The organism is Butyricicoccus faecihominis, from assembly GCF_014648015.1.
Taxonomy (GTDB): domain Bacteria; phylum Bacillota; class Clostridia; order Oscillospirales; family Butyricicoccaceae; genus Agathobaculum; species Agathobaculum butyriciproducens.
Genome location: NZ_BMQH01000015.1, coordinates 41,782 through 47,966, shown reverse-complemented (window position 1 = coordinate 47,966; position 6,185 = coordinate 41,782). Strand labels below are relative to the sequence as shown.

Here is a 6,185-nt window from a genome sequence, read left to right as displayed (position 1 = left end):
TTTCGGTGTCAGTTCGCCAGTTCTCCCCGGTGTCGTTCCTCCCCTGAATCTCACAGCGGCGTATCGCTCCCTTTGGTACGCTCGTTTCGGTCAGGGTTCCTCCACATCCCTGCCAAAAGTCATGGCACTACATCGCCGGGGAAGCATATCCCACACAGGCTGGTCATTCGATTGGAATAATCCATCGATGAACTACCTGTATCATAGAACATTTTTGTGCCCTGTGCCGTATGTCCACAAAGTAGGAATTAGGGGTAAAAATCAGAAATTTCCACGATTGCGGAAAGTGTGATATAATCCAGATAAGCGGCAGCAATGAAACCATTGGAAAGGAGCGTGCGCCCATGAAAGGAGCAACAAGCATACAGGAACGCCTTTGGGAACTCCGCAAGGACAAAGGCTTAAATCTGGAAGAACTATCAAAGCTGACAGGCATTTCCAAATCAGCTCTTGGAAGTTATGAAAAAGAGGATTTTAAGGAAATCAATCATGGCAACCTTATCACGCTGGCAGACTTCTATGGGGTCTCTGTTGATTATCTACTGTGCCGGACAGAGAACAGGGAGCAGATCAACACACCATTGACGGAGCTGCATTTGAATGATGAGATGGTGGCACTGCTGAAAAGCGGTCGGATTAACAACCGTCTGCTCTGTGAGCTTGCTACACATAAAGATTTCATCAAGTTTCTTGCAGACATTGAGATTTATGTGGACGGGATTGCTACCATGCAGATTCAAAACCTCAATGCACTTGTCGATACCGTCCGGCATGAAATCATTGAACGGTATCGCCCAGGCGAAGATGACCCGCATTTGAAAGTGCTGCAAGCCGCCCATATCAGTGATGATGAGTATTTCAGTCACATGGTTCTGGATGACCTCAACCTGATTATCCGGGATATTCGGGAAGCCCACAAAAAGGACAGTGAGAGTGCGCCCCAGACCACCGTTGCCGATGAATTGAAAGAAAATCTCGAAGCAGTCGAAAATTTCAAGGGCAGCCGGGATGAAAAGCTGGTTGTCCTTTACTGCAAGCAGCTCGGTATCAACTATAAAAATCTGTCAGACGAAGAATTTCGCTGGCTGATTCGGATTCTCAAAAAATCAAAGAAAATGGGAACGCCTATCAGCCAGAGGAAAAAACGGTAAAAAAAACCGCTGTTGCATGGTTGGGGTGCCTTCCATGTAGCAGCGGTTCTTGCTGTGGTTATTATTTCATTCGTTTTCTTAATATCCGGCGATAATTTGTTTCTCCCTTTGGTGCGTCCTGTATAATTTCCAACACACCATCTTCAAGCATTTTATCAATGCGATTAGAAATCCATACATCACTAATTCCAAGTTGATATTTTCCTAAAACATTACCTATAACAATAGCCATTTTGAATTGCTCTGGCTGTTCCGCAATTTCACGAAGAATGAAACTATCATATATATCTTCTGAAACACTTTGCAATTTACCATTTAGCATTGCACGCAAAGGTGCATTTTCATTTTGAAGTTGATTCCATTTCATAGCACAAGCTGAAAGAAATACAGGCTTAGCTTTTTCTTGTAGAGTTATATATTTTCCCCATTCGCCAGGAGAAACCTCACCCCATGCTATTTTGGATGTCATAGTATTTTCTTTTCCATATTCCCAGGCAGGTAACTTAACCAAATAAATTGTTGTCTGACAGTTTAATGGTCGAAGTTGTTTCATAAGCCAGTACATACCGCAAAATTCATCCGGATTATAGCTATACCAAATACGAACTTCTTCCCCAGCTACATATCGTTCAATAACCGAAGACAATGTAGTTTTAATTTTCTGTATTTTTTCTTCAACCTGATAGTCTAAATCCTCTACAAACCAGACAGACAGCATTTTCTTGAGAACATTTTTCCGCTGTTCGCCAATTCCATTATCAGAAATATCTCCCACACTAAGAGCCATATCAAAACAATAAACATCACTGCTCTTGCCTCCCAATGGAATAGCATTCTCCCAAGCAATATGTTCTTGTTCCTGTGCTTGAATTTGTGCTTCTTTCATTTCATCTGAAGATGGAACACTCCCATCTTCGTGCCTCATAAAGACCGAAACTGCACTTCCTCTATACTTTCCCTTACCGTAAGTTTGGGCAATTTTCAAACTTCCACAGGCACTTTCACCAAATACAATTTCAATCATCTTATATACCTCCGATTTAATTACTCCCGTATGAATAAATTATATCATGCAAAACAATTTCTTCTGCCCGGTTGTGAATGTTATTACAACGCTGCACCCATTCCATTTGTTGAGTTCGCTTCAATTCCTCTGTCACGCCCTCGGTGGCTTTCATCTGCTCCATGATAGTGTCTAACCGTTCCTGTGCCTGTTCGTTCAGGTCTGCAAGATATGTCCACAATTCTCCGGTCAGTATCAATGTATTCAATCTGGCTGGGTGGACTTCCCTTAAATATTCCCGGTGCATCCGTCCGTACTTTCCGATAGGGCGGTGTTCCTCCGGCAGTTTCAAGTCCGGGATGTAGTAATCTCCGACAAGGATATAATCAATTCCGTTTTCCGTTATTCTTGGTTTCAATTCTCTCATGTTCCTTACCTCCTGTGGAAGCAGGCTCGTCTGGTACTAACTCAATCACATCGGTAATCTCACAATTCAGCGTTTCACAGATACGGGCTAATGTGTCCATGCTGATGTGCTTTCCCTCTTTGCTCATGTTGGCAATCATATTCGTTGTCATACCAGCGGCAAGCCTTAAATCCTCTTTCCTCATATCACGCTCTAACAGTGTGTGCCAGAGTGGTTTATAGCTGATGTGCATATTGTTTTCCTGCCTTTCTATCCATACCACCGGGGCGGCTGCCCCGGCAGGAACTTTTCTCTTATTATAGCACCAATCTTGTGAAATCACAATTTATTCTTGTATCCTGCCGCTGATACCGTCTGGATTGGTTTTCCTTTCTTTTTTGTTCCCTTTAATTAGCCATGAACTGCTTCATGCCCTGGGACTTTGCGCCGGGGTTATCGTTGCCGTAGCCCTCAAGCAGATTGATTGCACCCCAGATGCCAAGACCTGCGCCCAGAGCGATAACGAGAGTCTGAAGAACGGTTACTGCGCTATTGAAAAATGCCATAATATTTTCCTCCTAAAATTTGAAATTGTTTTGAGAATAGAAAAAGCCCTCCGTACTACCGGCATCAAAACCGGACGGAAGGCTTAGTTTACGAGAATCTTTTCAAGGAACTCCTCGACGGTTATCACGCCAAGTTTCTGTTCCATTCTGCTTCTTGCATATTCAGTTTCACAATCATATATATCACCACCACCTTTCATAAGAAACAGCCAATACATTGACTGCAACAAATCTTCACGAGAAGCACAGATTGTCGGTGAAAAAACGACAGGTGAAACCTTCAGAACCTCTGCGAGTTTCGCTGTGGTTTCTGCATTAGGGGTTCGAGCGTTTTTCTCATACTGAGCAATACGGACATCCGCTGTTTTCTCGGAATACCCCATCAGGAGTCCAAGCTCTTTCTGGGTAAGGCGGCGAAATCGTCTAACGAACTTCAATCGCTGCCCAATAGAGGTATCCGTGATCCACCAAGTCATTTTTTTTACACCTCGCTTTCTGCAAATTCTCGATATACAACCTCATTTTTTGCTCTGCGCTTGCCTACGGCTTCACTGGGAGCAAGGTCAGGGTAGGTTGCCTGCACTTTCTGTCTGCTTCTGCGGACAGTTTCAAACCCCGGAAAGCTGCGTCTATCCAGTTCCTTCAAAAACACAGGAACCGTCATGGCATGAATGTCGATGCCACGCAGACCGGAATAGTGTTCCAGTACCATCAGGTACAAATGATTGTCGGTATTTCTTGCCTTGTGGTCGTGTTCCAAGATGTTCTTAACCAGGGCAGATACCGTTTTCAGATTTTCCAAACAGAAACCTCCTTAATCCGCATCGACTACCACAAACTCATCACCTGCCTTGAGCTTCAACCTTCGACTCAGAAACTGCTCAATGTTGAACTCATTTCTCTTATCAAAGTCTGATGTGTACTTATAATTGGGGTGCTGCGTCAGATCGTACTTGTCAGAAAGAAACGGTCTGACACCACGCAACTGCAAAATACACTTGCTGCCATCCAGAACCGCAAGCTCATCTACGCTCGCAAGGTCTTTGCCTAACTTCTGATAATTCAAGCCGTAAGACGGGCTGTTACCTCTGGTGTTGGAGGTGTTGTAGGTGTCGATAGTTTCTTTTCCCAATGCCTGATTCAGTTCTTTGAGCGTGGTTGGCTCAGAACCACCCAGGAAAATTCGGGAATCCATGTTGCCGATGATGGTATCGGCATTGTCTTTATAAATGGCTTTCAGCTGTGATTGTGCCTGGAGAACAAGGCAAGCCGATATTTCACGGCTTCGGATTGTCGCTACCAGTTTTTCCAGATTGGGAATCTGACCGATGTTTGCCATCTCATCAATCAAGCAGCGCACATGAACCGGCAGTCTGCCGCCGTACACATCATCTGCTTTCTCGCACAACAAGTTGAACAGCTGTGTGTAAATCATGGAGATCAAAAAATTAAACGTCGCATCCGTATCTGACATAATCAGAAAGAGCGCCGTTTTCTTATCTCCGAGAGTATCCAACTGCAACTCGTCATAGGCAGTCACATCTCTGACCTCCTGAATATCAAAAGGAGCCAGACGAGCGCCGCAGGAAATCAAAATCGACTTAGCGGTCTTGCCGGCAGCCAGCTTGTATTTTTTATACTGACGGACTGCAAAGTGATTCGGCTTTTTCTTTTCCAGGGCTTCAAACATCAGATCCACCGGGTTCTGGAACTCCTCATCATCTTCCCGCACCTCCATTGCGTTCAGGAACTCAATCAGGGTGGAGAAATTCTGTTCCTCAACCGGAGCTTCATAGTGGATATATCCGATCAAGGCACAGTAGAGCAGCGTTTCCGCCTTCGTCCAGAACTCATCACCGGCTTTTCCATCACCCTTTGTGTTGGCAATCAGCGTTGTCACCAGTTTCAGAATGTCTTTTTCTGAATGGATATAGGCAAATGGGTTATAGTGCATCGACTTCTGAAAGTTGATGGTGTTGAAAATCTTGATGGTGTAGCCATGCTTCAAAAGGGCGTTGCCGCACTCAATCACGATGCTGCCTTTCGGGTCAGTGACCACATAGGAACTGTGCATCTGGAGAAGGTTTGGCTTCAACCAAAAGCGAGTTTTACCGGAACCCGAACCGCCGATAATCAGAACATTCTTATTTCGGGCATTGGCAGGATTCTTCGGGCGATTGCTCATCATCAGCCGCTCCGTTTTCGTCAGGATCACATTGTCCTCGAACTTTGGTGCAATAAACGGCTCAATATCTTTTGCCGTTCCCCAACGAGCAGAACCGTACTCAACATTGTGTCGGTACTTCTTTGCGTTTTTGCCTTTTAGATAGACAGCCAGCCGAAGTCCTGCGCCGCAGAGAATACCAATCAGCAAATCCAACGGGTGAAAGCTGGGAAACGGATTGTTCAGGGCTATCGGAAGGGCATGAAAAAAGCTGAGGATTTTCGCAGATGAATCTGCCCCCTCAGCCAATCTCCATGCTTCTCCTAAATTCGTAGCGAACAACCCTACCAGAAAATACGGTAAATTCAGAATCAGGAGCTTTTTCATTTTTCTCTTATCCATCACAGATCACGCTCCTGTTTCTTCTCTCGAACCTTCTTCGGAATCGCTGCGACAATTTCCTTGAACTTCTTCAGCTGCGCCAGAACGCTCGGCTTTTCATTCTTGGTTAATGCCCTTGCCTGATGTTCCTTGCAGATTGCATCCAAAGCATCTGCATCTTTAGAACGGACAAAAACAAGAAACCGGGGAGGATCAACGGACTTATCTTTTCTTACGGCAAAGTCCACGCCATACTTCTTGGCGAGCTTTTCAAAATCACGGATACTCTCTTTGTCGATCTCAACATTCGTAGCACCCTGATTCTGTCCCAAAAGCTGTTTCACGGATTGCTTTCCATGAACGGCAGGGTCTCGTGCCTTTTTCATCTTCACTTTTTCCCGGTGCTGCAAATACTTGCGGATACCGGCAATGATAGTGCGCCCCGTCAGCTTGGTTGTGCTGATCGCCAGGTTTACTGTTCTGTTTTCAACTTCTTCCTGCATGATTCATCACC

General features: G+C 45.0%; 8 protein-coding genes and 1 pseudogene. 1 reads left to right on the top strand and 8 read right to left on the bottom strand.

The features are described from left to right. The first annotated feature begins 344 nt into the window (after window positions 1-344). Window positions 345-1,151, top strand: coding sequence for a helix-turn-helix domain-containing protein (locus tag IEY11_RS13145; RefSeq protein ID WP_009296084.1), 807 nt, complete (start codon window positions 345-347; stop codon window positions 1,149-1,151). A gap of 61 nt (window positions 1,152-1,212) precedes the next feature. Here the strand turns inward: IEY11_RS13145 and IEY11_RS13140 are convergent, their stop codons facing one another. From IEY11_RS13140 to IEY11_RS13105, 8 genes and pseudogenes are all read right to left on the bottom strand, one after another. Beyond that, window positions 1,213-2,175 (bottom strand): DUF3658 domain-containing protein, encoded by a 963-nt coding sequence (locus IEY11_RS13140; RefSeq protein ID WP_118524769.1) that lies wholly within the window; start codon window positions 2,173-2,175, stop codon window positions 1,213-1,215. A 16-nt stretch (window positions 2,176-2,191) separates the two neighbouring features. Next, window positions 2,192-2,581: a TnpV protein gene (locus IEY11_RS13135; RefSeq protein ID WP_009296082.1), complete on the bottom strand. Its 390-nt coding sequence runs from the start codon at window positions 2,579-2,581 to the stop codon at window positions 2,192-2,194. Continuing rightward, window positions 2,541-2,903, bottom strand: coding sequence for a helix-turn-helix domain-containing protein (locus IEY11_RS13130; protein WP_022742028.1), 363 nt, complete (start codon window positions 2,901-2,903; stop codon window positions 2,541-2,543). The genes IEY11_RS13135 and IEY11_RS13130 overlap by 41 nt, the downstream gene beginning before the upstream one ends. A gap of 70 nt (window positions 2,904-2,973) precedes the next feature. Further along, window positions 2,974-3,126, bottom strand: a pseudogene (locus IEY11_RS13125) (Maff2 family mobile element protein); the annotation flags it as partial. An 83-nt stretch (window positions 3,127-3,209) separates the two neighbouring features. Beyond that, window positions 3,210-3,602: a helix-turn-helix domain-containing protein gene (locus tag IEY11_RS13120; RefSeq protein WP_002304334.1), complete on the bottom strand. Its 393-nt coding sequence runs from the start codon at window positions 3,600-3,602 to the stop codon at window positions 3,210-3,212. Window positions 3,603-3,607: 5 nt separating this feature from the next. Further along, window positions 3,608-3,928: a hypothetical protein gene (locus IEY11_RS13115; protein WP_002304332.1), complete on the bottom strand. Its 321-nt coding sequence runs from the start codon at window positions 3,926-3,928 to the stop codon at window positions 3,608-3,610. A 12-nt stretch (window positions 3,929-3,940) separates the two neighbouring features. Continuing rightward, window positions 3,941-5,692, bottom strand: coding sequence for a VirD4-like conjugal transfer protein, CD1115 family (locus IEY11_RS13110; protein WP_002588968.1), 1,752 nt, complete (start codon window positions 5,690-5,692; stop codon window positions 3,941-3,943). Beyond that, window positions 5,692-6,174 (bottom strand): PcfB family protein, encoded by a 483-nt coding sequence (locus tag IEY11_RS13105; RefSeq protein ID WP_002304320.1) that lies wholly within the window; start codon window positions 6,172-6,174, stop codon window positions 5,692-5,694. Before IEY11_RS13105 ends, IEY11_RS13110 begins: the two co-directional genes overlap by 1 nt. Window positions 6,175-6,185 lie beyond the last annotated feature (11 nt).

Excerpts from the sequence above, each read along its gene's own strand:
- IEY11_RS13145 (WP_009296084.1), top strand. The coding sequence starts at position 345 with ATGAAAGGAGCAACAAGCATACAGGAACGCCTTTGGGAACTCCGCAAG.
- IEY11_RS13140 (WP_118524769.1), bottom strand. The coding sequence starts at position 2,175 with ATGATTGAAATTGTATTTGGTGAAAGTGCCTGTGGAAGTTTGAAAATT.
- IEY11_RS13135 (WP_009296082.1), bottom strand. The coding sequence starts at position 2,581 with ATGAGAGAATTGAAACCAAGAATAACGGAAAACGGAATTGATTATATC.
- IEY11_RS13120 (WP_002304334.1), bottom strand. The coding sequence starts at position 3,602 with ATGACTTGGTGGATCACGGATACCTCTATTGGGCAGCGATTGAAGTTC.
- IEY11_RS13110 (WP_002588968.1), bottom strand. The coding sequence starts at position 5,692 with ATGGATAAGAGAAAAATGAAAAAGCTCCTGATTCTGAATTTACCGTAT.
- IEY11_RS13105 (WP_002304320.1), bottom strand. The coding sequence starts at position 6,174 with ATGCAGGAAGAAGTTGAAAACAGAACAGTAAACCTGGCGATCAGCACA.